This window comes from Chryseotalea sp. (assembly GCF_057350905.1).
Window position 1 is genome coordinate 181,156 of the sequence record NZ_JBMRCF010000015.1, and the last position, 26,152, is coordinate 207,307.

At 39.6% G+C, this 26,152-nt stretch carries 26 protein-coding genes; 20 read left to right on the plus strand and 6 right to left on the minus strand.

The features are described 5' to 3' along the window. Positions 1 to 48: 48 nt before the first annotated feature. Positions 49 to 612: a YciE/YciF ferroxidase family protein gene (locus ACO1XM_RS17140; protein ID WP_486231235.1), complete on the plus strand. Its 564-nt coding sequence runs from the start codon at positions 49 to 51 to the stop codon at positions 610 to 612. Positions 613 to 730: 118 nt separating this feature from the next. On the opposite strand, the gene ACO1XM_RS17145 is transcribed toward ACO1XM_RS17140, so the two are convergent. Further along, positions 731 to 2,671, minus strand: coding sequence for a hypothetical protein (locus ACO1XM_RS17145; protein WP_486231237.1), 1,941 nt, complete (start codon positions 2,669 to 2,671; stop codon positions 731 to 733). 174 nt (positions 2,672 to 2,845) lie between these two features. Between ACO1XM_RS17145 and ACO1XM_RS17150 the strand changes: the two genes are divergently transcribed. The 11 genes from ACO1XM_RS17150 (at position 2,846) to ACO1XM_RS17200 (ending at position 13,863) form a co-directional block, all read left to right on the plus strand. Further along, the gene (locus ACO1XM_RS17150) at positions 2,846 to 3,610 is read left to right on the plus strand and encodes an MlaE family ABC transporter permease (RefSeq protein ID WP_486231239.1); all 765 of its coding nucleotides are present in this window, start codon (positions 2,846 to 2,848) and stop codon (positions 3,608 to 3,610) included. After that, positions 3,610 to 4,386, plus strand: a complete 777-nt coding sequence (locus ACO1XM_RS17155; RefSeq protein ID WP_486231241.1) for an ABC transporter ATP-binding protein — start codon at positions 3,610 to 3,612, stop codon at positions 4,384 to 4,386. Before ACO1XM_RS17150 ends, ACO1XM_RS17155 begins: the two co-directional genes overlap by 1 nt. Before the next feature lie 8 nt (positions 4,387 to 4,394). Beyond that, on the plus strand, positions 4,395 to 5,369 hold the full coding sequence (locus ACO1XM_RS17160; protein ID WP_486231244.1) for an MlaD family protein: 975 nt from the start codon (positions 4,395 to 4,397) through the stop codon (positions 5,367 to 5,369). 19 nt (positions 5,370 to 5,388) lie between these two features. Continuing rightward, positions 5,389 to 5,880 carry a helix-turn-helix domain-containing protein gene (locus ACO1XM_RS17165; protein ID WP_486231246.1) on the plus strand — a complete coding sequence of 164 codons (492 nt, stop codon included), beginning with the start codon at positions 5,389 to 5,391 and terminating at the stop codon, positions 5,878 to 5,880. Positions 5,881 to 6,090: 210 nt separating this feature from the next. Further along, entirely contained in the window at positions 6,091 to 6,828 is a 738-nt protein-coding gene (locus ACO1XM_RS17170; protein ID WP_486231248.1) for a hypothetical protein, read from the plus strand. A gap of 243 nt (positions 6,829 to 7,071) precedes the next feature. Next, positions 7,072 to 8,148: a DKNYY domain-containing protein gene (locus ACO1XM_RS17175; RefSeq protein ID WP_486231250.1), complete on the plus strand. Its 1,077-nt coding sequence runs from the start codon at positions 7,072 to 7,074 to the stop codon at positions 8,146 to 8,148. A 414-nt stretch (positions 8,149 to 8,562) separates the two neighbouring features. After that, positions 8,563 to 10,881 carry a hypothetical protein gene (locus ACO1XM_RS17180; RefSeq protein ID WP_486231252.1) on the plus strand — a complete coding sequence of 773 codons (2,319 nt, stop codon included), beginning with the start codon at positions 8,563 to 8,565 and terminating at the stop codon, positions 10,879 to 10,881. A gap of 364 nt (positions 10,882 to 11,245) precedes the next feature. Continuing rightward, a complete protein-coding gene (locus tag ACO1XM_RS17185) occupies positions 11,246 to 12,577 on the plus strand; it encodes a tyrosine-type recombinase/integrase (protein ID WP_486231254.1) in 1,332 nt (443 codons plus the stop codon). Between the two features lie 112 nt (positions 12,578 to 12,689). Next, entirely contained in the window at positions 12,690 to 13,238 is a 549-nt protein-coding gene (locus tag ACO1XM_RS17190; protein WP_486231256.1) for a hypothetical protein, read from the plus strand. A gap of 104 nt (positions 13,239 to 13,342) precedes the next feature. Further along, positions 13,343 to 13,612 carry a helix-turn-helix domain-containing protein gene (locus ACO1XM_RS17195; protein ID WP_486231258.1) on the plus strand — a complete coding sequence of 90 codons (270 nt, stop codon included), beginning with the start codon at positions 13,343 to 13,345 and terminating at the stop codon, positions 13,610 to 13,612. Positions 13,613 to 13,614: 2 nt separating this feature from the next. Next, positions 13,615 to 13,863 (plus strand): hypothetical protein, encoded by a 249-nt coding sequence (locus tag ACO1XM_RS17200; RefSeq protein WP_486231260.1) that lies wholly within the window; start codon positions 13,615 to 13,617, stop codon positions 13,861 to 13,863. Here the strand turns inward: ACO1XM_RS17200 and ACO1XM_RS17205 are convergent. Further along, on the minus strand, positions 13,860 to 14,420 hold the full coding sequence (locus tag ACO1XM_RS17205; protein ID WP_486231262.1) for a hypothetical protein: 561 nt from the start codon (positions 14,418 to 14,420) through the stop codon (positions 13,860 to 13,862). The two genes, ACO1XM_RS17200 and ACO1XM_RS17205, sit on opposite strands and share 4 nt — an antisense overlap. Positions 14,421 to 14,487: 67 nt before the next feature. On the opposite strand from ACO1XM_RS17205, the gene ACO1XM_RS17210 reads away from it, so the two are divergent. The 5 genes from ACO1XM_RS17210 to ACO1XM_RS17230 all read left to right on the plus strand — a co-directional run bounded on the left by ACO1XM_RS17210 (position 14,488) and on the right by ACO1XM_RS17230 (position 20,881). Then, positions 14,488 to 15,108: a hypothetical protein gene (locus tag ACO1XM_RS17210; RefSeq protein WP_486231264.1), complete on the plus strand. Its 621-nt coding sequence runs from the start codon at positions 14,488 to 14,490 to the stop codon at positions 15,106 to 15,108. 186 nt (positions 15,109 to 15,294) lie between these two features. Further along, on the plus strand, positions 15,295 to 16,800 hold the full coding sequence (locus tag ACO1XM_RS17215; RefSeq protein WP_486231266.1) for a type IV secretory system conjugative DNA transfer family protein: 1,506 nt from the start codon (positions 15,295 to 15,297) through the stop codon (positions 16,798 to 16,800). 16 nt (positions 16,801 to 16,816) lie between these two features. Continuing rightward, positions 16,817 to 17,593 carry a hypothetical protein gene (locus ACO1XM_RS17220; protein ID WP_486231268.1) on the plus strand — a complete coding sequence of 259 codons (777 nt, stop codon included), beginning with the start codon at positions 16,817 to 16,819 and terminating at the stop codon, positions 17,591 to 17,593. A 176-nt stretch (positions 17,594 to 17,769) separates the two neighbouring features. Further along, entirely contained in the window at positions 17,770 to 20,502 is a 2,733-nt protein-coding gene (gene mobF / locus ACO1XM_RS17225; RefSeq protein ID WP_486231270.1) for a MobF family relaxase, read from the plus strand. Next, positions 20,486 to 20,881: a hypothetical protein gene (locus tag ACO1XM_RS17230; protein ID WP_486231272.1), complete on the plus strand. Its 396-nt coding sequence runs from the start codon at positions 20,486 to 20,488 to the stop codon at positions 20,879 to 20,881. The genes mobF and ACO1XM_RS17230 overlap by 17 nt, the downstream gene beginning before the upstream one ends. Before the next feature lie 25 nt (positions 20,882 to 20,906). Here the strand turns inward: ACO1XM_RS17230 and ACO1XM_RS17235 are convergent, their stop codons facing one another. The 4 genes from ACO1XM_RS17235 to ACO1XM_RS17250 all read right to left on the minus strand — a co-directional run bounded on the left by ACO1XM_RS17235 (position 20,907) and on the right by ACO1XM_RS17250 (position 24,060). Continuing rightward, positions 20,907 to 21,098: a hypothetical protein gene (locus ACO1XM_RS17235; RefSeq protein WP_486231274.1), complete on the minus strand. Its 192-nt coding sequence runs from the start codon at positions 21,096 to 21,098 to the stop codon at positions 20,907 to 20,909. A gap of 54 nt (positions 21,099 to 21,152) precedes the next feature. Continuing rightward, positions 21,153 to 22,517 (minus strand): hypothetical protein, encoded by a 1,365-nt coding sequence (locus tag ACO1XM_RS17240; protein ID WP_486231276.1) that lies wholly within the window; start codon positions 22,515 to 22,517, stop codon positions 21,153 to 21,155. 143 nt (positions 22,518 to 22,660) lie between these two features. Beyond that, positions 22,661 to 23,605, minus strand: a complete 945-nt coding sequence (locus tag ACO1XM_RS17245; protein ID WP_486231278.1) for a carboxypeptidase-like regulatory domain-containing protein — start codon at positions 23,603 to 23,605, stop codon at positions 22,661 to 22,663. Between the two features lie 191 nt (positions 23,606 to 23,796). Continuing rightward, positions 23,797 to 24,060, minus strand: coding sequence for a helix-turn-helix domain-containing protein (locus tag ACO1XM_RS17250; RefSeq protein ID WP_486231280.1), 264 nt, complete (start codon positions 24,058 to 24,060; stop codon positions 23,797 to 23,799). A gap of 135 nt (positions 24,061 to 24,195) precedes the next feature. Here ACO1XM_RS17250 and ACO1XM_RS17255 point away from each other — a divergent pair, with 135 nt between their 5' ends. The 3 genes from ACO1XM_RS17255 to ACO1XM_RS17265 are packed head-to-tail and all read left to right on the plus strand — an operon-like array spanning position 24,196 to position 26,041. Beyond that, positions 24,196 to 24,837, plus strand: a complete 642-nt coding sequence (locus ACO1XM_RS17255) for a hypothetical protein (protein WP_486231282.1) — start codon at positions 24,196 to 24,198, stop codon at positions 24,835 to 24,837. An 11-nt stretch (positions 24,838 to 24,848) separates the two neighbouring features. After that, entirely contained in the window at positions 24,849 to 25,256 is a 408-nt protein-coding gene (locus ACO1XM_RS17260; protein WP_486231284.1) for a hypothetical protein, read from the plus strand. Positions 25,257 to 25,264: 8 nt separating this feature from the next. Next, positions 25,265 to 26,041 carry a hypothetical protein gene (locus ACO1XM_RS17265; protein WP_486231286.1) on the plus strand — a complete coding sequence of 259 codons (777 nt, stop codon included), beginning with the start codon at positions 25,265 to 25,267 and terminating at the stop codon, positions 26,039 to 26,041. Positions 26,042 to 26,152: the final 111 nt, after the last annotated feature.

Sequence of the window (26,152 nt, forward strand, 5' to 3'; positions counted from 1 at the left end):
AAAACAATTACACAACAAACAACATTTCAGATAGACAATCGTTTTAAAATGGTTAAAGAACTTGTTCAGATCGCTCCGGAAAAATTTATTCATGAAAATAAAACGACTAAGGAAAGTCTTGAGTATTTATTCATTGACATGTTAAGAGATATTTACTGGACCGAGAGATACATTCTGCGCACAATGCCTGAAATAGCCAAATCAATTTACAACGAATTACTACTTGAGGCTGTTGAGCAACATATTGATGCCATCTATAAGCAAAACCACAGAATAGAGAAGTGTTTTGAGTTAAAGAAAATAAAGGCTTCTGGGAAAAAATCGCCAACCATTGAATATCTGATACAAGAATCAAAAGAAAATTGTGATGTATATGAATTTGGTCATACAAGAGATGCAGCACTCATAAGCAGCATTCAAAAAATAAGTCATTACGAAATTTCTGCTTATGGCACATTGAAAATAATTGCTACTGTATTAAATGACACCGAGTGTGCTGCTTTATTGCGCACATCAAAAGATGAGGAATTAAGAAATGATATTATACTGACTGATTTGGCTGAAAAAGTAAATCAGTTGGCAGCAAACATGGAAGAAGAGGAAGTTGATTAGGGGGAAGCTTCGTTTCTTTCTAAAAGGCCACAATTTGTGGCCTTTTTTTATGTCATAAATATAAAAGCCATAAAATTATATTGTTAAACACATGGCAATTGCCTTTGTTAAAATAAAATCAGTTAAATGCAGCTACTACTGGCTTGCCTGACAAGCTATTCCTGAATGTGTTTGTAATCGAAGCCGATAAACTAAATTCAAATAAGGCCGGAAAAGTACCCGTGCGCCCAAAATAAGAAAGCTCAAATGAGAAGGTAGGAAACACTAAATTCTCATTCAATGTGCGCATGCCCACACTGAAGGAAGTGAAATTCTGATCTTTCGAACTGATCATAGGAAAGTTGTTCAAAATTGACCAATCAAGTCGATGATATAAGGCAAACTGAAATCCATAAGCATACCAGGACATAAAGTAGACCGTTTCAAAACTGAGGTTTAAGCGTGCATTGCCTGTTGGGCGCAACCCATTGGAATCTCTCCACTTACCACTAATGCCTACACTTCTGTCCAGCACCCGGTTAAATCCCCTTACATAAGAGGCATTCACAAATTGCCTAATCTGAGTCTTTCGCAATTTTGTCAGATCACTAAAATATTGCATACTCACCGAAATAATACCATCCTCTACGGAACGATTAGCGAGATAGCTTGCACCCACTAAGCTTAAATTGATGTAGCCAAAGTCTGAAAAATAATTTCCGTAATTTGAGTTAACCTCCCAATACTGGCGATCTGTGTATGCACTCCACTCCCTCCCTGTTAAAAGCCCCAACGATCCCCCTGTAGGTACATCTTCTGTTCTGCCAAATCCTCTTATCCTCAACGTTTTCAAGTAATTTCTATTTACAAAAGTGACTGAACTAAGCAACAATGTGCGATTGCGAAAAAATGAATTAGAGTCTTGAAGTACTGTACCCATGGTTGGAAAATCATGTGGATTAATACGCATGGCCAGTATAATGTTTTTTCTCTTTTCAAACTCAAAACTCCTTCCCACCCATACATCGACTGCACGCTCAGTATAAGTCAGGCTAAGTGTATCGTAGTCTTCAAAATAAAAGTTTTCTCTGGTTTTATATAATTCTATACCACCGGCATACTTTACGTTAGATGCAAAAAAATCTCTGCCAATGGTAAGCCTTGCTCGCTCACGTAGGTAATTATTAGTGTACTGTAGTTCTCCCTGCAAAAAGCTGGCAAATAAATTAGGATCATACAATATCGTTTCAATTCCCCGGGCAGGGTCGCCATCCGACTTCCTGAAGTAAGAGAGTTTTAATTGCCTGGCATAACCCAACATATTCTTGTCATACACATCTGCACGATAATTAGAAACTGAAGACACTCGACCTGATACGCCCAGTGAATTAACATCCTGTGTAACAATCACCACATCTACCTCCTCCGGATTTTCCTTACTTGGTTTTAAATATATTCTGGCATCTTTTAAGGTGGGAAACTGTCGTAAAAGTCTTTCATTATCGGCCATTAGGTAAGGATCAACGAAGTCCCCTACTCGAAAAAGCAAATTATTTCTGATGATTCGTTTTCGTGTGTCTTTGTGTATACCGTTTACCAACCTGCCCAACCTTGTGGTGGCCTCTTGTAATGTATCAATTACCGAACCCTCTAATATGGGTACTGCATGAAAATTAAGTGTGGCAATACGGTAATTTTTATAAGGCATAAAAGGTGCCTCGGCTTTAACCAAAACGGTTGTAACCCTTACCTTTCTTTTCTTTTTACGAATCATTAAATCAAAAACACCATTAGAAACTTTACTCTTTACAGACCTTACTTCAAGAGAATCATAGAAGTCTGCAGACCTCCTGTATGGATCGGCCCTGATTTTAACCTGGTAGATCTCCACCTCAGTAAAAAAAATTAGTGTATCTTTTTTTGTTATAAAACTAGTGTCTCGCAAAACCACCTGACTACCGCGAAGTACCTTAACACGTGTTTTCAGCAATACCTGCCCTTCAAGACTAACTGTTACATTCAAAAAAAAGAATAGAAAAATAATGGACACACATGCCTTCATTGTGGCCAGTAAGGCCAAAGTCGTGCTACTTTTTAATATGGTAATCTTATATAGCAAACACATTCTCTTCTATAAGTGTGTATTTTTCTCTACAGTCATTCAGTGCTTTAACACACTTTAGCCCATAAGCTTAGGAAATTTTACAAAAATCAAAGCCATTTTCTGGCATCATTTGTATAAGACAAGCGGTGCATGGCGAAAACCGGTACAGCTAAGAAAATCCTGTTTACAACAACAGAGGTATTTGACTTTTGTAGAGAATTCTTTGCAAAAGCACTTACTCCCCCGTTTGAAGGCAAAGAAATAATAAAGCAATGTTTTCTTATCGGTAACAAATCTTTTTTACTCATCAGTTTTACTTCATTTCTGGCGGGTATTGTATTTACCAAACAATCACAACCCTCATTGGCATCCTTTGGTGCTGAGTCATGGCTCCCTTCGCTTGTTTCACAGGCGGTTGTCCGCTCACTCGGCCCCTTAATTACAGGATTGATCTGCGCTGGAAAATTCGGATCTAACATGGGGGCAGAGCTCGGCAGTATGCGGGTTACAGAGCAGATTGATGCCATGGAGGTTTCCGGAACACGTCCTTTTTCTTACTTAGTCGTGAGCAGGGTAATTGCTTCAACATTGATGCTGCCCTTATTGGTTGTCTACTCTGACGCAGTTGCATTAGTTGGTTCTTTCCTGATGGTAAACTCATTTAACGATACAGGTATACTCCTTTTTCTTAATGAAGTATCTGTGTCGATCACCTACCTGGATATTGGTTCTTCTCTGATCAAGTCTGCACTCTTTGGATTATCTATCGGGCTTATTGGATGCTTCGCAGGCTATCATTCTGAGAAAGGCACTACTGGTGTTGGCAAAGCAGCCAATACCGCAGTGGTTGTTTCCATGTTCTCCATCTTCATTATTGACATTATCATTCTTCAATTCTTAAACCTTATTCGTTAATGCTAAACCCAGAGGTTGATAATGACAAAGTACTATCCTCACATGCTAACAAAGTGATTGAGATCATTGATGTCTGTAAAAGTTTTGACCAACGTCAGATCCTGAGGAACATCAACCTTACTGTTTACGATAAAGAAAATCTGGTGGTGCTCGGGCGATCAGGCACAGGTAAATCTGTACTTATAAAGTGCATGATTGGATTACTCAAACCAGATAGCGGGAGCATCAACATATTGGGCTATAACTTAACAGAAATCAATAAACAACAATTGCATGAACTCCGCTTGCAGGTAGGTTTCTCCTTTCAGGGTAGTGCATTATACGACTCTATGTCTGTGAAAGAAAATCTTGAATTCCCCTTAAAAAGAAACCTTGCCATTTATGAGCGGCAAAAACTACAAGAACTTGTTATTGGCGCTTTACAGGATGTAGGACTTGAGCATACACTCAATCTATATCCGGCCGAACTATCGGGTGGTATGAAAAAAAGGATTGGTATCGCACGCACCTTAATTCTCAACCCAAAAATTATGTTGTATGATGAGCCAACCTCAGGATTAGATCCAATCACGTCTGGCGAGATCAACGAACTGATTCTTAAAGTAAGAGAAAAGTATAATACCACTTCTATCATTATCACCCACGACATTAGTTGCGCTCACCAGGTTGCTGACAAGGTAGTGGCATTGGTAAATGGAGAAAGTACTTTACAAGGGACATTTGACGAACTAAAAAAATCCGATAACCCGGAATTAAAACAATTTTTCAATTATTAAAAAAGAAGATGGAAAGTCAGGACATAAATCGTGGAATGAAAGTAGGTGCCTTTGTTATCGGAGGTATTATCATCTTCATGACAGCACTTATTTACATGGGCCGGGAAGGCAATATTTTTAACAAAACCTTTACCATTTCGGCCATTTTTAAAAACGTTGAGGGCTTAAAAGAAGGCGATAATGTATGGTTATCCGGGGTGAAAATTGGCACCGTGAAAAAAGTAGAGATCGTTGCCGATGGAAAAGTCATTGTCAGTCTTTCATTGAAGGACAAACAAAACGAGTTCATTAAAACAAATGCAACTGCTTATGTAGGCTCGGACGGTTTTGTTGGCAATAAGATAGTAGTGATCAGACCAGGTAATGAAAATGAAATTATTCAAGATATGGACACCATCAATGCGCTATCACCTACCGATACACAGGAGTTATTCAACATTGCTAAGGAAATTGGCACCAATACAAAATCAATCACTGACGATTTAAAGCTCATCAGTTTTAACATTAAAAGCGGAAAAGGCATATTAGGTGAATTAATGAATGAAGGCCCCATCAGCAAGGACCTACGTTTAAGTCTCGCCTCAATGAAAGAAGCCAGCAAAAATAGCAATGAGGCGACTGAGTCATTAAACAAAATACTAACAACAATTAATGCAGGAGATGGGGTAATTACGAAGCTTCTCAAAGATACAAGTTACGCAAGAATCCTGGATGAAACGGCTACAAACCTGGCCGTAGTTGGATTAAATGCAAATAAAGCCTCCAACGAATTACGGGAAACTGCAGAAAAATTGAACAGTGAAAAGAATGCATTAGCTGTTGTTTCTTCAGACACACTCTTTGCAGAACAGCTTAAGTCTGTAATGGAAAACACAAAAGATGCAACAGAAAAACTGGACATTAATATGAATGCCCTGCAACACAATTTTTTATTCAGGGGATATTTCAAAAAACAGGAGCGTTTAAAAAAGAAACAAAAATAGTCACAGACTATATAACATCATGAAAACAATTCAACCAACTACCTATTCGACAGCAGACAGTGAAACCAATGTCTTATTGTATGATTCAATAAGGAATAACCGTACTGCCGATTTGTCAATCCCACAAACAAATCACTCATTTTTAGTGAACAGCAACCCCATCGTTGATTCAATCTGCTCGAAACTTCTTCAGTTGATCTATGACGATTCCTTAACTAAAACATGCTATTCAAAAATACTAAGCAGAAGTCTCAGCTATCATTACACCTATCTATCAAACCTGTTTACTAGCATAAAAGGTACTACCATTCAGCAGTTTATCATATATCATAAAATTGAAAGAGTTAAAAAACTATTGATACATCCGCAAAGCAGTCTTACAGAAATTGCTTATATCCTGAACTACAGTAGTGTAGCGCATCTGTCGAATCAATTTAAAAAAGTTACCGGCCTCTCCCCTTCACAATACAAGGTAGCACGGTTAACAATAGTAGAAGATAATACAAAGTAGTAAGGCATGTGATTATTGCCAGCGATATGTAAAGTGTGTAACACATTATAACGAAGACTGTTCCATATTTGTATAGAAGATTCCCCTATCACAAAGTAAGTGGCCTCTGTAAAAAGAAGCAAACATACTTTTTGTCATAAAAGCTGAATCGCTCAATATTCTTGATCACTATAGACTTTCGGACAACCTAAACCTTAACAACTGAATATCATGAAACAAATAATTTTAGCAAGTGCCCTTGCAATTGCGTTCTTGAGTTGCGACAATAAAAAAATTGAAGCATTACAAAGTGACCTTGACTCAGTAAATCTTGCTTTAAGTGTAAGCAAAGAACTGGAAGTAGGCATGAATGATGTCGGTGCGCTCATTGACTCCATCGATGTTAGCCGAGACATGCTGAGGGTTAAGATGATTGAAGGCAGCTCTTATGCTGACCACATTAGTCGCCTGAAGGAAATTAATGCATACGTTAAGCGTACGGAAGCCAAGCTGGATGAACTTGAGAAAACAGCCAAAAACTCATCAAAATCTTCAGCATCAGCCATCAGAAGATTAAAGGCAGACTTAAAGAAAACCTCCGATGAACTGGTGGATGTACAATTACAACTGGCGAACGTACGGGATGAAAATCTTAAACTTTGGGTAAAAGTAAATCAGAAAGATTCACTTCTGTCTATTAAAGATCAAATCATCAAATTAAGAGAAGGTGATGTTGCTTCATTAGAAAGACTGGTAAATGATACCGATGCAAAAAACAAAGTGGTTGTAGCAGACTTATACTATGCCCAGGCAGAAGCACTGGAAAAAGCAGCAGACAGAACCCAATTTGCGCCACGCAAAAAGAAAGAAGCCAGAAGAGAAGCACTTGAGCTTTATCGTCTGTCCCTTTCACTGGGTAAAATGGAAGCACAATCTAAAATAGATGCGCTTGAAAAGGAATTATCTTAATTGATCCGGTTGATTCGTTTAAGATGATAAGGGGAGGCTACGAAAGTGCCTCCTTTTTTCATGTATGTTAAACGGTATCTCCAATCATTTCGAAATATGCTGTCCTTACTTATTACTCACCTTTTAATCATGTTTCCCTTGTTGTCTTCGTTAAAATCGATTAGGGAAAGATTTCTTCAAAAAAATACCATCCATAGTGTTCCGTAAAATTTTAGCGCATAACTTAGATGAAATTTTTTCTACGTGAAAGTTGCTATCATTGTTTTAGGCGCAGGTTTACTACTGGCCGTTGTTTTAATCACCCGCTTATTCTACCGCTTGGGCAAGCCGGTAAATCCAACAATTTCCGATTCCTATTACTACCATAACTGGAAACAGAAAATTATCTACTCCCCTATGGGTAATTGGTTTGAACTGGGTTATAGTGAAATGGAAGCAGACCCTGCCACTTTTACTGTACTCTACAGAGATTTTGGTAAAGATAAGCAGTCAGTTTTCTGGAAAGGTCAGAAACAATTCGTAGATCTTGAAAGCTTTAGCATTGATGAACATGGAATTCCTAAGGACAGGAATCACGTTTACTACTACCGTAACTATGAGCGCGAACTGAGTATCATTGAAGGTGCAGATCCAAAAACTTATCAGCCTTATACAGTAGAAAAAGAAACGCATGGCCAGCGATGGGCTAAAGATGCTCACGCTGTTTTTTTATATGGCAAAAAAGTAGACGCTGATGGAAAAACCTTTATGCGTATTAACCAAACCCTGGCCATGGATGCCTCTTATCTCTATGCCATTGTGGATGATTATATGGCAAGCACAGGCACTGCAGAAGACAATACCAAAGTGCTCAGAAAAAAAGAAAGACCCACAGGTAATGCAGAAGTCATTAACGAGTACTACGCACGAATAGATAATGCCATTATACATTCCAGTTGGAAAAATGATTTCTCTGTGATCGACTTTAAGAAGATTGATACGATAAATCTCATTAATGAAAGAAATATTACTGTCAACAATTCATTGATCAGTGATGGCAAACAAATACCTGAAATTGATGTTGCCAGCCTTGTTATTATCGATCGTGACTTTTTAAAGGATAAAAACGGAGTATACTACGACACGCAGAAAATTAGTGACGCTGACCCGGCTACTTTTATTACCATCAGCGAATTCTATTCGAAAGATAAGCTACATGTGTTTTATAAAACACAGTTACTCCCCAATGCCAACCCAGCCACTTTTACTATTAACTATGCCACAGACATAGGTTCAGATGGTAATCTTTCCTTTAAAGAGGGTGTTCTAGTAAAAAATTAGAATCTATCGGGAGCTTTAATAAGCTAAGGGATAACATTTAAAATTTATAAAAGTACGTCCACTATTGAATATGCTTATTTAATCAAAGTTGCCGAATAACCCAAAGTGTCTTGCAGTAAGGTAGTTGTTATTGCTACTAATTTCTTTAGTATATCCTCTAGCAACTTCCTTATATTCTAAAAAGTCCTAATCAGGATTTATTGTGTCTATTGTAGACTCTTTGTATACCTGTTAATCGCCAAAGTGCCAGCACCAGATTATAATCAGACACTGTTGAAGTCGTAAATTTCGATTTCATTTATCCATATGAGGCTTTATCTACCTGCTTCGATTCTATTCATATTATTATCTCTGCAATCGTCATCCAATCTGCTAAAAGCTCAGAACATCCAATGGGGCGCTCGCAGTAAAACCATGGACAGGGCAGCGTTCTTTGCCACAGATTCAGTAAATGTTTTCAATAATATCTACAATGCGCGACAATTTCTATATGACAGCCTTGTTAGAATTGCAGCGGAAAGTGAAAGTCAATTTTATGAACGGGTATATACATATGATTTTCAACCTGTGAGCAAAGTGCGACAACTTATTATCTCTTTTCAGGATGCCGGCCGATATATCTATTATATAAAAACTTTTGACAGTGAAGGGAATGAGCATGTTGTCTATGAATATGGTGCCCGTGGTCATTGTGCCGATTCATACGACTGGTTAATTATTACGGTACCTCCTATTGCATATACTGTTACATCTATAGAAGTTGGCACCTTTCAGAAAATTAAAACTCTTGACAAACTAGGCGTGTCTCAGCAAGAGAATGTCAATGGAGTGGTTTCGCAACTTATTCGAACCGGGATGGCTGAAAGCCATTGTATGATCACATCCTTTATGGCGGACAAAGAACGACTACCTGCTAGCGCTATCAACTCAGATAAAAGTGAAGTTAAACCCATCATTTCCGCAGATGGCAACCACTTGTATTTTCATAGGCAAAAATTCAAGGAAAATATTGGAGGCACGAAAGATGATCAGGATATCTATGTAGCAACATACATAGCTAACCAATGGGGTAATGCTGTCAACCTTGGACCACCCATCAATAACATCTCATCCAATGGTATTGCCAGTGTGATTCCCGGTGAAAATGGTGCTTATCTCATTAACGAATACAAAAACAACAAGATCGATGGGCAAGGGGTTTCTTTTAGCAGAAAGGAACTGAAGGGATGGAGTACACCTGAAAAGGTAGTGATCAATGATTTTTATAATAACAGTCCATACTTCGACTTTTGTATTTCAGTTTCAATGGGCGAAATGATACTGGCCGTAGACAGAAAAGATGGTTGGGGAGACCAGGACTTATACGTGAGCCGATATAACGATGAAAGCAACACTTGGTCTACACCAGAAAACTTAGGTGAGATGGTAAATACACCGCTGGCGGAAGCATCGCCCTACCTTGCCGCTGATGGTAAAACACTTTATTTTGCCAGCGAAGGTCATTTGGGTTATGGTGGCTTTGATCTCTTCATAACCAAAAGACTGGACAATACATGGACTCGATGGAGTCAACCAGAAAACCTAGGACCAATCATTAATTCGGACGAACACGATTTATATTATTCTGTCAGCGCCTTGGCCGATTACGCTTATTTCTCATCAGGCACAGAGAACAATCGCGACATTTACCGGATTCCACTGCCCAAAGTTTATAAACCCGCGCCTGTCACCATTATTCAAGGCCATACCACCACATCAGACACAGCCTTCATCAGTGCAACCGTAAGAGTACTGAATAAAAAAGGCACTTTGTTAACTTCAGCTAAATCATCAGAACTGAACGGATTTTACAGAGCCATTATACCAGTAGACTCCAGTTGTATAATTCAGCTTATTAAACAAGGACAACTACTGCAAAGCGATACCTTGTTCATTGCCGGATTCAGCGGAAAAAAAATGATGATAAAAGATTTTATAATTCATAAAAATACTTTGCAAGAAATATCCGGCAATCATGCTGAAGAACTGAGTGATCCGATCTTGGCAGCAACTCCTTCAACAGAATTTGCAAAAGTTATTAATGGAAAGGCTATAGACGGAGCAACGCTCCGACCGGTAGGAACTAGATTACTTTACTACAGTGCAGGCGCTGTCAGTAACAGAGCCCTATCAAATCCACAAACAGGTTATTACCAAGTGGTTTTGACTGGCAACTTACCTGACAGTATTAAAACATTTTCTACTGCTATTGGAACCATATCAAGATTGCCTTCTGATTCATCATTTGATAATCACCTATTAATTCGTTTTCCGCAAGGAAAGTCCGATACAGTTCGACTAGGCACACGAGTTTATACTGGCATGCCAGACATAGACATCAAAAGGATCAATCAATCATTCTCTAAGCGAAAAACCATTAAGAAGCATTATTATCGGATGTTAAAGACTAAGGCATTGCATCCTGAGATAATAAACGATCTTAGCCATGCAGCGGAAATAATGAAAAAAAATATGAATGGGAAACTCACTATTCTTATTTCTTGCGAATCGGATTACAAAAAAGCTAATGAGTATAGAAATGTTGCAGCTAGTTTAGTTCAGAAGACCATACATGAATTGAATTTATCTGAGGCTAGTATAGATATTGTTCAGGTAACGCCATTTATTGATTTAATAGATATTAAAAATCGAAACAACACGGGTATTTGGCTGCAGATTTCAGAAGGACGCTGAACTGTAAAATCAAAATAACATTCGAAATTTTAGTTTGTTCTGTATTTCAGAACCGAAAAAATAATTAGCACCAAGGCGGAATAAAATACTGAACTGAAATACTAAAGCGGCAAACCTTCTAATTAATATGGCTGTAAAATAAAAAGCCAGTTACACAAAAGTGTAACTGGCTGATTTTGAAGAGCCCCCTGCCGGAATCGAACCAGCGACCTACTGATTACAAGTCAGTCCCATATGGATTCATCTGAATTTATATGGTATAAAATATGCTTTTTTGACGATTTTTAGCTATTTTAGATTCACATTAAAACGGTTCAAATCAAAAAAAGCACGCTGAAAGCACGCTGCAAAACCTCTAAGACGAATGGCTTCAATTAAAATCACACTCGACAAAAGGGAATCAAATAAAACCAATGATGGGAAATACGCCTTAGTCCTCCAATTGGGGCATCAAAGAAAAACACGTTACATACCTTTTGATATCCATCTAAAAGAAGATCAATACGATCACATCACAGGCAAGATAACAGGCATTCTTAATTCAGTAAGACAAACCAAACGTACCCAAAAACTACTAGGTGAAGTCGATCTGTGGGTTGATGAGAATACCGAAATGATCAAGCTATGGCCAATCGAAAAGCTAAAGCTTGAGATTGAACGCCAATTCTTCAATAAACAGTCTGCCCTATCCATGCTCGGTTTTGGTGGCCGCTACCTTCACCGTCTTGCAACTGAAGGTCGGTACTCAACGGCAAGCTCTTATGAAGATGCCTTAAAAGCATTTATCAAGTATCGCATGAGGCTGGCTGGCAAGCCTGATGATGAAACAATCAAAACACTATATGACAGAAAGGACAATCAGGGCATAGGCTTCGAGATTCTGCCGGAATACAAAAAATATGACATGGCCATAAAGGCAATCGATGCGGAGTTTATGAAGGACTTCAAAGCCTATATGACCAGGCGATACAAGTCCCGTAATACTGTTGGCATATACCTCCGAAGCCTGAACGCCATATTGAATGATGCGGGGCAATCCTTCCCTGAATTGAAAGATCATACACCCTTGGCTGGGGTTAAAAAGGCAAGCTATGAGAACGCACCTAACCCCTTAACACCTGATGAGATCAATCTCATTCGTAAACTTGACCTAGAGCCGGATAGTCCTGACTTCCATGCCCGTAATTTCTTCCTTTTCATGTTCAATAATATGGGAATGAACTTTTACGATATGGCACTTATCAAGGTCATGCAGTTTGACGGTGAACGAATAAAGTACTTCAGGAAGAAAACCATGTATGAGGGTGACTTCTTCTCAATCAAGCAAAGTTCGGAATCACTTGCTATTATTAACACCTACAATAAAGACAAAAAGAAACCAGAAGATTACCTCTTCCCTATTCTACCAATAGACACACCACCCCACAGGATGCACCGCGTTAAGAATGACAAGATAAAATGGTTCAATAAGCGCATGAACCTTATCGCTCAGCAAACTGGTATAGCCAAAACCATTACGTCATATTCAGCGAGAGACACCTGGACAAATATCGGTTTGGATATGGGCATAGATATTCGACAAATCTCTTCTGCCTTGGGGCATTCAAGTGTAAGTGTTACTGATAAGCATTACGGTAAGGTGATAATTGAGAAGTTGCTTGATGAGGTAAATAGTAAGGTTATTTCAAGCAAATAACCATAAAAGTGTAGAAGTGAAACCCGCTAATTATTTTTAGAAATCCATTTATGGTCTTTATATTTACTACTGCATAACTCAATGTGTCAGCACAGCTAAAAACCATAATTTCATGAAAACCAACCTTATCACACTACTCCTTTTAGTCATCTGTATTACAACACAAGCTCAAAATGATCCTATTCCTGAGCCTGAATATGCTGGAAACATCGTACTTGTGGATGGAACAAAAACCAAACCTTTAGAAAAACAAAAAGTGTCGCTTAAAGCCAAAGCAGGTGCTTCAATGTATGTTGTTGGCGTTGGAAAAGTGAAAGCTTCAAATATTGTGACTGGTGCTCGATCACCCATTCGGACGCAACAACGTGATAGTCTTACTTTCATTGTAAGAGTTCAAGATAACAGTACTGACCCTTTCAATCTGATCAATATATTTCAGCTTAATTCGAATACCAACAAGAATCAAAGATCAATTGAAGTTGCATCTGCCGGAACATTTTCAGGCTCATCTTCCAACGATATAGATTTAATTCCTTTTGTTGCTAAAAAATATGGTGAAAAATCTTATATTCTTACAATCCAAAGGATTCTTATCCCAGGCGAATATGCTATCACTGTCGAAGGAAGTCGTGACGTATTTAATTTATTTGGTGTTGAATAAATAAATGAAGATTACTTGGTGGCGGCAAGGCATGAAAATGCTTTATGTAGATTAATTAGCTGGGGAAGTTAGCTCTATAGTGCCGCCACCTTTTTTGAATAACTATGCAAGTCATTTGCCTTGAAGAAGATGCGTTTTATGCACTGGTCGAACAAGTTGTTACACGACTAAAAGATAAAAACGGGAATAGCTTTGACAAGTGGGTTTCGGATGAAGAAGCTATGCGCTTACTGAACATAAAGTCTAAAACGACAATGCAGAAATTACGTGACGAAGGAAAGATCAGGTTCACGCAACCCCAGAAGAAAATTATTCTCTACGATCGTGAATCTATCAATCTCTATCTCGAACAAAATGCACGCGAAACCTATTAGCTATGGAAGAAACAACTACACCTTCCCCCGATTACGTTATGGGATTTAATGAGGGTTATGTATTGACCAAAGATTCCCGTGACCTTGCTGAAAAGCTTGCCTCAGCAAAAGGTGACGGTGAACGGCTTCAAGGGTTTCGGGATGGACACAAGGAGTTTATCCTAGAGCGTATCCGCGAACAACGGGAACGAGCTTTTACAAAGCCCTCACCAGACAAAACGAAAGACAAGGATTACGATAGAGACCGCTAATCTCTGTTAAGCTCATGGTCTTTACCCTTGTCCGGCTTATTCTTATCCGACTTTCCTCTTTCTGGTTCGTCTTTATTTGTTTCACGGTCAATCCCCTTTCCTACCCTGCTAGACCAAAGCGAGTCTATTATACTTTTTGAAACTGTTCCTCTTTCAATATCTTGCTTTGACTGTGAGAATTCACTTTTCAGTTTCTCCCCTTTTGAATGATTTTCCTTTTCAAGACGTTTATTTGCAACAAATTCCTTTGTACCTCCAACAATCTTTTGAACCGAAACCTCGTTCAATTCAGGATGATTTTTCTTTAAATCAGTTTCATAGTCCTTTTCAATTTTTTCTTTCATATCTAACAGAATGCCCCGCTGTCTCGCCTGTGTCCCCAAGCCTCTTGAAGTTGGGGAGCCTCCAGGGACAAGCCTTGGTGCAGGGCGATCCTCTGGTATCTCTTTGAGTATATCTTCTATGTCATTTAACTTTTGATAAGTCTGCTCCGCCATTTGATAGGCTTTAGGATTCCGTTCAAAAAAGTCTTTTAATTCGTTATTGTCCTTCTCCATTAATTATTGACAATTTAGTTTTACATGCTAGAATACATAATCACTAAATAAAGTCTGAGAGGGTTTCATGTCCATCACAATGCCACAAAATGAAGCCTTCAGCATTCGCGATAACCTCTATGCTCGGACTGAACCTCTTGACCCACAAACAGACGCGACCTCAAAATCCTATTTGCCGGAATATGAGCCTCGCGCAATGTATGTTATTTTCAAACGTCTTGGCTTTACCCCACTAGAAGATATTGCCAAAAAACATGAATTCTTCATACGCTGGATACTATGTCGGTATAACCAAGGTCATTTTCAATCATTGGGCGCTTTTTATGCTGAACTCGATACGCATATAAAACACATTCGCAATGCCAGCGTGAAGGATGTTTCGTCCTCAATTTCTGAAACCATTACTTGGTCTAGCATTGACCGTTATCAAAATGAAAATATAGAATTCGCAGAAATCGCGCGAGAAAAGATAAAATTCCTCTTGGGTTCTCTACCTGAATTAGAATTCATACTAAATCCCGAATTGGACTTACGAAAATTTTTGGCTCAAAGCGAACCTGAGTTCAGATCGCATATCACGGGTGTGGATTATTATATAGCCACAATTATCAAGTATCGCGAGACAAAATCTAAATTTGGCGAACAGGTCGCTAATGATTCACCTCCGCTTGGTCTGTTCGTTATCTAAACAAGATTGAGTATTTCTACTCAATCTCATACTTAAAATTGGGTATTCCATTCTCTATGAATTGCTTTTGAAAACAGTAGAATCCTATCACTTGCCTTTTGATAACATAAAATTAATATGCTCGCTTGTGAAACTCAGTGAAGAATTTATTTTCTTCAACCTAGATAGGCTTCAAACTAAATGCGTATGCAAGGATTCGATCTCGATACGATCCTTATTAACCTCAATGGTAAAACCACAACAGAAAGTTGGACTATCCGTCATGCAGTGGAGGGTGTTCAAATATTCGGTGGCATAGGATCAGGTAAAACATCAGGCTCAGGCCGCCTTCTTGCCCTTAAGTATTTAAAAGCTGGCTTTGGCGGTCTTGTCCTCACCGCAAAGCCAGATGAAAAACAACTCTGGGAAGAATACTGTAAACTGAGCGGACGGCTTAACGACCTTGTTATAATAGAGCCAGGTGGACAAAACACATTCAACTTTCTTGAGTATGAATCAAAGAGTTCCACTGGCGGCATGAACCTCACGGGCAATATTGTTCACGTCTTAAAAACTGTTCTCAAAGCAAGCGAAGAAAAAGAGGGCGGCAAAAAAGACGATATGTTTTGGGAAAATGCTATGGACTTGCTAATGTATAACATTGTTGAGCTGTGTAAGCTTGCCTATGGTCATGCCAGTATTCGCGACCTGCATGATATTTCACAAACAATCCCACAATCAGAAGAAGAATATTCTTCACCAAAAAATAAGACGAAGCCATTCCAAGTTGCTATTGATAAAGCAAACGCGCTTGTTAGTCAAAAGATACGTGAATGGGAATATAGCTTTGATGCAAAAGAGTTAAGTGAGATGGAACGCAATGGAACATCCTCAGCGCGTGCGAAAGAAGACATTCCGGAACTCATGGCTTTAAGCTCAGTTGAAAGTTTTTTTCATGGTTACTATATACCCTTAAGTGAAAAAACACGTTCCATCATCGACTTTTCTTTTATCGGCTTTTTGTCACGCTTCATGCGAGAGCCGATCTATTCACTGTTCTGTAATAAAGTATCCACGGTAACACCGGATGATAGTCTCAAAGGCAAAATTATACTTCTGTCGGTGCCTGTGAAGTTGTTTGGGAAAATGGGACGGGATGCCCAAATCATGTTCAAGTATATCTGGCAAAGGGCAATGGAAAGGCGCGATCAATCTTCTGGAAACAGGCCTGTCTTTCTTTGGGCGGATGAATCACAAAACTTTCTGCATGAACATGATGCAGACTATCAAGCAACGGCAAGGAGCAGTCGGATTTGTACTGTCTATATCTCGCAAAACCTTCCAAACTATTTTGCTCACATGGGCGGTGACCATTCCGAACATAAGGTCAAAAGTTTTCTTGGTACACTCAACACAAAAATCTTTCATGCGAATGCGGATATCGAAACCAATAACTACGCCTCTGATCTTATAGGTAAACAATATGTTGAGAAACTAAGTGAAGGTGCAAACCTTGGTATGGGTGGTATATCCAAATCAACAAATCTATCTATTGAGCTTGAACAGGTGGTGCGCCCTGAGCAGATACTAAGGCTTAAAACAGGCGGTACAGGCAACGGCTTTGAGGTTGAGGCTTACATGCATCGTCCAGGTGATCCGTTCCCGAATGGAAAAAATCATGTGCGAATGAAATTCTCCCAAAACAATACATAACAAAACCCCTATCTCTATGAAAAAAAATCTCTACTACCGCACCATGTATAAACGGTCAAATGTCTTCAAATCATTCTCCGTTAATGTCTTCCAATTCATTGCCTCATACCCTCGTCTATTGCTTGAGGTCTTTATCAGACGCAATCTTGGGGAGCGTTATTTTACATTCTCCGGCTCAATCGTGATGGCGTTTATTTTAGCCGTTCTTCCATTGTTCTTAACTGGTGTTATCGGACTATTTGGTCGGACACGTTCGTTTGAGTTCACGTCCTTTATCACGAGTAATTTAACATGGTATGCTTTTCTTGCGGCCTTTGTCTTCTTTGCATTTAAGAGACGTGAAGAGATTAAACACAATCCATCCGTTTTTGATTTTGGTCGATTCAGCCTCTCATCAGGTGAACATCATCCTCTTTTTTATCAGATCAAACGTGGTGGTATTCCCCCCAATCCACGCACTGTTGAGACGCTTTTAGAGCCACTCTTCTTTTTTATAATCGGCCTTGTGCTGGTTCTCTTTGGACAGCTCGTTGGATGGCTTATTGTTGTATGCAGCATCCTCTATGGACTGAGTTATCGCGGAGCTTACAAGCTCGGTGACGATTTTGTTATGGATAAAATTGACGAACAAATCGCCAATGAAGAAACGTATAATTCGTTCGTTGCAGACCAGGAACCAAGTTTAACACGTGGCATGCGCTTCTATGGAAGGCGCCCTGCTGACCCTGAAAAAAGACGTCAAGTGGCGGATAGTTTTATCGAAGAAGACGAGGATACTTTTGTTGCCTCCTAAACCTAAGAGCAGTGCTTAGGGGAGATGTCTGATGGGTTTTCTTTAACGAAAAAGCAGTGCTTAGGTATGACCAAAAGCAGTGCTTAGGGTAAGCGTTTTATCCCACATACATACTTTCTAATGCATGCGTTTTTTGACCCGCAGTTTTGTGATTCTGACCTATAACCCCATGCGCCATGATCCGCATGATACAAAGCACATCCGCAGGCCATGCCAAGGCCTACTTTAACGATGCGCTCCTGAAATCGGACTATTACCTGAATGATCAGGAACTGCCCGGTCGGTTTCAGGGGCGCGTTGCTGCGCGTCTGGGGTTAACACCTGAAGCGGACAAAGAAACCTTCTATGACTTGTGTGAAAATATTAACCCTTTAACGAACGAACCTCTTACACCGCGCACGATTGATCAAAGACGCGTAGGTTATGATATTAATTTTCACTGCCCCAAATCTGTTTCTGTTTTGCATGCCTTGTCCAAAGACGACCATATCCTGAGTGCGTTTCAAATGGCAGTGAATGAAACAATGCACGACATTGAACGCGATAGCAAAACACGCATTCGCAAAGGTGGGCAAATGGCCGACCGCGAAACGGGCGAACTGGTGTGGGCAGAGTTCGTGCATCAAACCGCACGTCCTGTTGATGCGGCAGTTCCTGACCCACATCTTCACGCGCATTGTTTTGTGTTCAATGCGACATGGGATAAAGAGGAACAACAATTCAAGGCAGGGCAGTTTGGTGATATCAAACGCGACATGCCGTATTACGAAGCACGGTTTCACAAACGTCTTGCGGATCGTTTGGTAGACCTTGGCTATCAGGTACGCAAGACCGATAAGTTTTTTGAAGTAGAAGGTGTGCCGCAAAGCGTGATCGATATGTTCTCCAAGCGCACCGATGAAATCGGTCGCGTGGCAAAAGAGAAAGGGATTACCGATGCCAAAGAACTTGATGCACTTGGGGCGCGAACACGCTCGAAGAAGATTAAGGGCTTCACCATGTCGGAATTGAAAGACCACTGGAAAGACCAGATCAAACAAGCGGGTCTCAATAGCCCCGATCATGTAGTCCGGTTTAACAAAGAGCGTGAACCGGATTCGTTAACACCGGAGCAATGTGTTAATCATGCACTCGACCATCGGTTTGAGCGTACCTCCGTCATGCAGAATAGACGTATCCTGGAGACAGGCTATCGCTACGCCCTAGGTTCGCCTGTAGCCCTTGACGACATCACCAAGGCCTTCGAGGCCGACCAACGGCTAATCCATATACAGGAGGGCTCCAGAACCGTTTCTACGACCCGTGCAGTGCTGGCAGAAGAAAAGCGCATGGTTGACCTAGCCAACCAAGGCAAGGGCAAGCTACGGCCTTTGTATCTCAAAGAACCCCCTATTGGTCTAAAGGGGGAGCAGTTTGAGGCGGTGCGTCATGTCCTTATGACCCCTAACCGTGTGTCGATCATCCGAGGTCGTGCGGGAACTGGCAAGACCACGTTAATGAAAGAGGCCGTGTCACTTATGGAAAAAGTTAACAAGCGCGTCATGCTTGTCGCCCCAACCTCCCAGGCTTCACGTGGTGTGTTACGCGAAGAAGGGTTTAAGAATGCAACCACCGTTGCACATCTCTTGCAAGACAAGGAACTTCAAAACAATCTCAAGGATCAAGTCCTCTGGGTTGATGAAGCTGGCTTGCTTGGCACAAAAGACATGACCTCCCTGCTCGACCTTGCAACTCAAAAAAATGCCCGTCTGATTTTAAGCGGTGACACGCGTCAACACGCAAGTGTCATTCGCGGTGATGCGTTGCGCATACTCAACACTGTGGCCGGCATTAAGTCGGCTGAAGTGAGCCGTATCTATCGGCAAAAAAATGTCGAGTATCGTGAAGCGGTGCAAGCCCTGTCCGATGGCAAGATCAAACAGGCCTTTGAAAAACTCGAAGCGATCAATGCAATCAAGACAATCGATCCACTAAAACCGAATGATACATTGGTGGAGGATTATTTTGATACAATCAAGAAAGGCAAGTCTGCACTGATTATATCGCCCACGCATAAACAAGGTGATGCGGTGACGGATGCTATCCGCACCAAGCTCCGCGCTGAAAAAATGATCGGCAAGAAAGAAGTGTCATTGCCGCGCTATGTTAATCTGAACATGACAGAAGCGGAGAAAGAAGACCCGCGCAATTACAAACAAGGTCATATTCTTTACATGACGCAAAACATGAAAGGTATTAAGCGCGGCACGGCCTGGGCGGTGAAGGAAATAAAAGGACACTATCTGGAAATACTGAATGACCAAGCTGAAATATCATCCCTATCTATCAACGATCACAAGAATTTTGAAGTCTATCAGAAATCCACAATCAATCTATCAAAGGGAGATAAAATTCGCATAACGAGAAACGGTTTTGATACAAACGAAAGACGGTTGAACAACGGGCAAATCGTGGATGTGCTATCCGTCACCAAAAAAGGAAATATAAAAGTCCGAAACCAGATTAGTAAAATTGATTACATCCTCCCACCTGATTACGGGCATATCGCGCATGCGCATTGTATCACGTCCCATGCTTCCCAGGGCAAAACAGTAGATGAGGTTTTTATTTCGCAACCATCCGGCACGTTTCCCGCAACTGATCTGAAACAATTCTATGTCTCTGTCTCGCGCGGTCGTGACAAAGCCCATATTTACACGGACGACAAACAAGCCTTGATGGAATACGCAAGCGACATTGGCGACCGACAATCGGCCATTGAACTAACTACCAGAAAAGACCTTACCCGTGATATTGCTGAACGTCTCAGCCGCGAAGCAATGGAACGTAACTCCCTTACTACACCGAAACAAAAATCAATCGAAACGTTTCAAACTGTAAAGAGAGATACCTATGAGCCAGAAATATAAAGATAAGTATGATGAGTTGCGTGAGAAAAACTTTTCAAACACGAATACCAAAACGTCCGAATTGAGCCCTCTTAAGCATACTTATTACGATACGCCCGGGAACATTCGCTATATAACCTTCACTTGGCCAGACGGTACCAGTCAATCATTGAATTATTCTTATCTAGTTTCGTTAGAGTTTAACTTAGATGGAGATCGCAACACTATCCTACTCAAATTCACATCTCATACGATTACTTTGAGAGGATATAAGCTAAAGGAGCTTTTTTATAAAATAGAGAAACAGTTTGCTTCGGAAATAATAATACAAGATGATCGATACATGCTATGCGAAGAAAACGAACCTGTAGTAACCGAGCTTGAGTGTAATGAAAACTAAGTTTACAAAATCCTATAAAAGAGGTTTAGATTTTTGGAGTTCCATGATTTGAGGTGCCCCCTGTAAAAGACCACCCTCCGTTTTCTTTGACCACGACAGTCCCGTTCTGGATATTCTCTCGAAGTGCTTTCATCTTTTTCTTAAAAACTCTTGCCTTATGTTCAGCATACTTATCAGCGTCAAGAATGTCGTCTTTTGATAAAACGTTTGTGTCCATGGTAAATTCCTCCTGCCAAAATTATTAATACTTTAAATAATAAATAACGAAATGTCAATTTTTTTGTTTGGCATCATCTAACAAAAGATGCAAATATCTTTCCATAAAAGGGGCAAAAAGTGTCGAAATAGGCCCTATAAGCGAAAAATAAGCACTGTAATACTTTTCATATTGCCCAAGCAGGTAGGTTTCCGAGCAGTCGACATTAAGCGTACCCGTAAAAGAAAGCTTTCTTTCACTCTTTAATGAGTCTAAGGGAACCCCGCTTGCGGGTATTCTTATTGAAAAAAAACTCTTGATCGATTGTCCTTGACCTTTGAAAAAAGTGAGTGCTTCTTCCCGCTGTTTTTTATCAAAATCTGAAAAGTATTCATCGATGTTTAAAACGTTATTCATTACATACTCCTTTTTTTCTGGATGAGTTGCCGCTGTACATGCTCCTGGTATAACTCGATGACCACTATCAGGATCTGGTATAGCAAGGTTTACCGATTTTACTTTACGCCCATCTTTTTTCAAATTTTTGATATCGATTATATTATCCTCAGTTAACCTATGATCTTCTACCTTTAAATTAGGTACCCCATGGAGAACTCCTTGTATGAACTTCAATTCAGTTTTCTTATAGTGAATCCAACTATCAGTATCGGCTTTTATCTTAGCTATTAGGACTTCAAACTTTGAATCGTTAGGAACGTAAATCATAAGGTTTGCACCATAAATTCCAGAATTGCTTCTAGCAAAAGCAGCTGTAATGTTTGCAACGTGTCCTAAAACTATTCTGAAAGCCCGATTATAATTATCAATCAAATGCCCCTCTTTTTCAGAAACATAGTACAACCATTGAAACCAATCGTAAATATTGTCATAGTTTAGGTAATATTCAGGAAACACTTCTGGATTGGGGGCGCCTGCTATCGCGCTACGAATCTCATCTAACCTTTCCCTATTTTGAGCGCTATTATTTTGATTAGTCTTTGCCTCTATGGTTACAAAAACCACGTAGTCAATTAGCCATACAAGTAAGAAAAACCAGTATAGACTAACCCAAAAGTCAAATTTGTATTTTGTAGGATCAAAATCACTATTGATCTCTAGTAAAAAGCCTAAATACAGAAATCCGTTTTTACTATTTTCAACTATCGTTGGATTAAAAAATAACAAAATGACAGTTGCTACCCCAGTATATGTAGACGCAAACAGCTTCCATGCTGGTGTATATTTTGAGAGAAAACTATTTAGCGGCTTAGTTATTTTTTGGAGACTATCCAAGAATAACAAATATAAGATGATAAAAGAAGCAAAAACAAAAATTATATGGGTAGCTCGAATTCTCGTAGATGGGAATGAGATCAAAAGAGTAAAGTATATAGAAGCAATAGAAAGAAAAATAATAAGAGTAATACGCTTGTTGCTCATATTGAAATTAGATTATCTGGGGTGAGTGACCGAATTTTGCAATTACAGTTCTCTTTGTAGGCTCTAATCATTTAGTCCTTATAAGATTATTCATAGCAAAGCTTCATCCTTTATACTTGTTTAAAATTATCCTTAAAGATTTTTCAATTTTTTATTACAATCCCGGCACCTATTACTGGCTTTACATCTTTTGTAATAGTCTGAGTAACAAGAAGCCCTAAGTTACCGCCAAGGGGTACTATAACTGACCATTCAAAGCTATTTAAATAGCTAATCTTCTTTTTAAATATATCATTATACCTCTCACTACTAAATCGAAATTGATTTAAAGAAAATCCAAAATGCATTCGGCCTCCATTATCAAATCTAACTGCCTCAAGCTCAGAACCTATTGAAAACACCCCTTGGCTTAAACTTAAATTCTTATTCTCGTCATCTTCGTTTTTTGTAAACACGTTTATTTTGTAAGAAATACCTGCCCATGCACGCCAAGTAACCTCAGGTCTATCTATAAACGTAAATAATGGCTCTAAACCTGCCGACAACCCTTGCGCTGATTGTGCTACTGATCTAATATTTTCTCGAAGTTTTGTTGTGTCAAGTCCACTTGTGAACTTAGTTATATTTCCTACAATATTTAAGGAAAAGAGTGCGCTGAATTTTTTTCCATTCAATTTTACAACTCCTGCGCCAACAACATTATCAATATCTGAACCATCAAGATTATAAAAAAGGGTGGCCCCCAGCCATTCTGATGATGACGCAAACCCAGCAATTGTAACTTCTTCCAGGTTGGATGTTTCAGTTAGAGTTATTGAGTAGTCGTCCTTGCCTTCAGCAATCTGAATCTCTGCGGAAGAATAACCAACAAAGCTGATAACGAGTATATCATTTTTCTCAGCCTCAATACTAAATCTGCCATTAATGTCCGCAACAGTTCCAATAGTTTTTCCTTTGATTGTAATACTTGCAGGTACTGGGTTCTTATCTTGATCAATCACAACACCGCGAATTAATCTCTGCGAATAAAGTGTGGTGAAGGAAAATAGAAATAAAATTATTAGGGCATTTTTTAAACTTGAAGTCATACTTATAGGGTTTAGTTATATCCTTTTTCTATAAGATTGGGCTTTACCTATCCGCCTCGAACAACAATAAAGCCCAACCTCGCTTAGCTTTTAGCTGGCGTTAGGATGGGCTACATAAACGAAAATAATGATTTTATTGAAAAGGCAAGTAATGCCAATGTTATTTTTTCAGTGATACCTATTTTGAGGTATTACTTTTTGCTACTTGGCTTCTTTTCTTTTAGCAGATCAGCGAAAAACTCTTCAACGGTCAGTTTATGGATTGCGAGTATCTTCACTAGGCTCTTAAGGGTAACGTTGGTCTTCCCTTTTTCAATACGCCAATACTGCACTCTTGGCAATTCGTTGTCATAGGCAAAAGTCTCATGACTTGTATAACCTTGCTTTTTTCGCAAATCTTCAAGCTTTTTACCCACTTTTTCAAGCAGAATAGACAGTATTTCTTCTTCTTTCACAGAAGCCAAGTTGGGTATCCTTTTACCTAAATGTTACTTCTTAAATGAGTACATCATATAAGATAATTTTTTTTTATATTTGTATTCCCTGGCGCTCGTAGGGTTCTAAACTATTTACAACTCAAACTTTTAAACATGTCAGTATTACAAAACTCCCACTTCTTCGCGTGGTCGCGCTTGAATAATGGCCGTCTTTGGGTCATGGCCTCGACCCTCCTATTTTCAATTTTTATTGCATCATGTTCCGGCTCTGGTAATGGTGGCCTTGGAAAATCAGAGGTTGATCTTTCGACTGCACAAAGCACTTTGGAATCAATGTTTCGCGCTTTTCAGGCAAATGATACGGCAACCTTCATGAGCATGGTGGCAACGCCTGATGATTTTCGATCTCATTACGAGGCTGAAAATGCTTTGAAACCGGATGACAAAACAACCCCAGAAGAATTGGAAAAAGACGTTCACAGCGCAATTGAATACCTAGACCGTTCCCGTATTCAAAAGCGCTTGGTCAATGCCTACAACAAGGGTTTGGCTGACGGTATAGCCGACTGGAAAGAAGTCACCTTTAGCAGAGCCTCAGGGGACTATGTTGACGAATTGAATCAAAGCAGCAATCGTATTTTCTTTACCTACAAAGAGAATACTGGGGCACTTAAAATTGGCCACTTAATTAAGGCTAAGCGGGGCTGGGTCTTAGGCAGTGCACGATTTGGCTTTTCGGGTGGAGCTACACCCGAATACGACAAAATGATTCCGTCATCAATGTTTATTCGCTAACCCTCCCCTATATGAATTCTAAAATTACTTTTCTGCTTTTAATCATGTGCTTTGGTGTGATCTTTTCCTGTGAAGAAGAAGAAACAGGTTGTGAAAATCTTGGGGGCGTAATCCCAAATCATTATTACACTTTCTGGATTCGTGAAACCTCAGGCTGCACTTCCGTTATCACGGTTGATATCTATGACGAGAATGGCAATAAACGCGATCAATCAGCAAGTAACAAGGTGATACGCACCTTCTTTGAACCAAATGATTGTGAAGGTGGTGATCAAAGCTATGCTAAGTATGGTCTGGCCATTGGCAGGACATTTCGTTACGAGGCTTATTGCAATAGTGCCTCCGGTGCAAAAACTTGGGAAGGAACATTCAAAGTTCCATGTGAGGCCAATGGCTGTACTCTATTCGAAATCAAATAAAGGTATTTATGCAAGTAAACAATCTGAGAACATGTGGTCAATACTTAACCATTATACTCATTACTTTTATCTCTCTTTTGTCATGTGACAATTTAGAAGATCCGACACCAACAAAACAGCTTGAAGGACCTGCCCTTGAGTTCATTACCGCAAAAGAAGGACTTATAGCCTTACCTGGTCTTATGGAGCGTAATCAAAACTCCTATGCGAAACTGACAACTGGTTTCATTATTGATTTTCGTAATCAACTGGACAAGCTTTATCTAGCTGAAAGATTTCTTCCTGAAGAAGCCATATACTCCAATAAGCCTCTTAATGATGCCTTAGAACCTGTGGATGTTTTTATTTGGAAAGAGGGTGTAACCGAATATGCACTTCAGTTTCAGGATTTAGGCAATAACTATATCTTTGAGATATTTACGAGAGACAGGCGGGTTTCTAATTCTGAATATATTAGGATAGCACGAAGTGAAGAAAAAGCAGATAAGACCGCTATCACAATCACGTTTTATGATCAATATTTTCAGGACGATATTGTTGCTGAATTCAAGTGGGTCAATCTATCACTAACGGCTCTTCTCGAAACACCTCTTGATGATAGTGGCTTTCCAATGGTCGAATTAAAATTGAATTACAATGCTCAAGACCGAACTGGGGATTTAGAAGTTTTCAATTTAAGTGAATGGTATACAGTTTATAAGTCTGGATGGTTTGAGGGTGGAGATGGATTTGGTAGTATCTACGATAATCAAGGAGATCTTTTGGACATTGGTGTCTGGTTTTAATTCATCACGATATGAGCCGGGGAAAAAGGCCACTGCATTTGTATAGCAGTGGCCTTGGCTTTTTTGAATTAAAGGATTATATAAAATTAACATTACTTTTATTTGATCAAT